This is a genomic window from Pseudomonas izuensis (assembly GCF_009861505.1).
GTDB lineage: Bacteria > Pseudomonadota > Gammaproteobacteria > Pseudomonadales > Pseudomonadaceae > Aquipseudomonas > Aquipseudomonas izuensis.
The window spans coordinates 1-406 of record NZ_WTFT01000005.1 but is presented as its reverse complement, the minus strand read 5'-3'; positions in this window follow the sequence as shown (position 1 = coordinate 406).

Below are 406 nucleotides of genomic sequence, written 5' to 3'. Positions count from 1 at the left end.
CCCTAGGTGGCCGTTACCGCAAGAATGGATATGTACGCGGTCAACAATATTCAGGTCGGCTCGTAGGCCGCCATCGCTGGCAAGCCAGCTCCCACAATGATTATTCGTCGATCCAAAACCCAGGACACCCCCAAAAATCCTGTGGGAGCGGGCTTGTCCGCGATGACGTCAGCACATTCACCATCAACGTCGATTGTCACGCCGCCTTCGCTGCGATTCGGCGACCCGACAAGCCAGATCCTACAGGGGATTGGGTGTATCCGCGAAAGTGAGGTCGGCTGTCAGGCCGCCTTCGCTGGCAAGCCAGCTCCCACAGGGGAACTGGTACATCCGAGAAAATCAGGTCGGCTGTCAGGCCGCCTCGCTTTGGCTTTTCGCGGTGTTCGCACCCTCGAGAGGCCGAGTG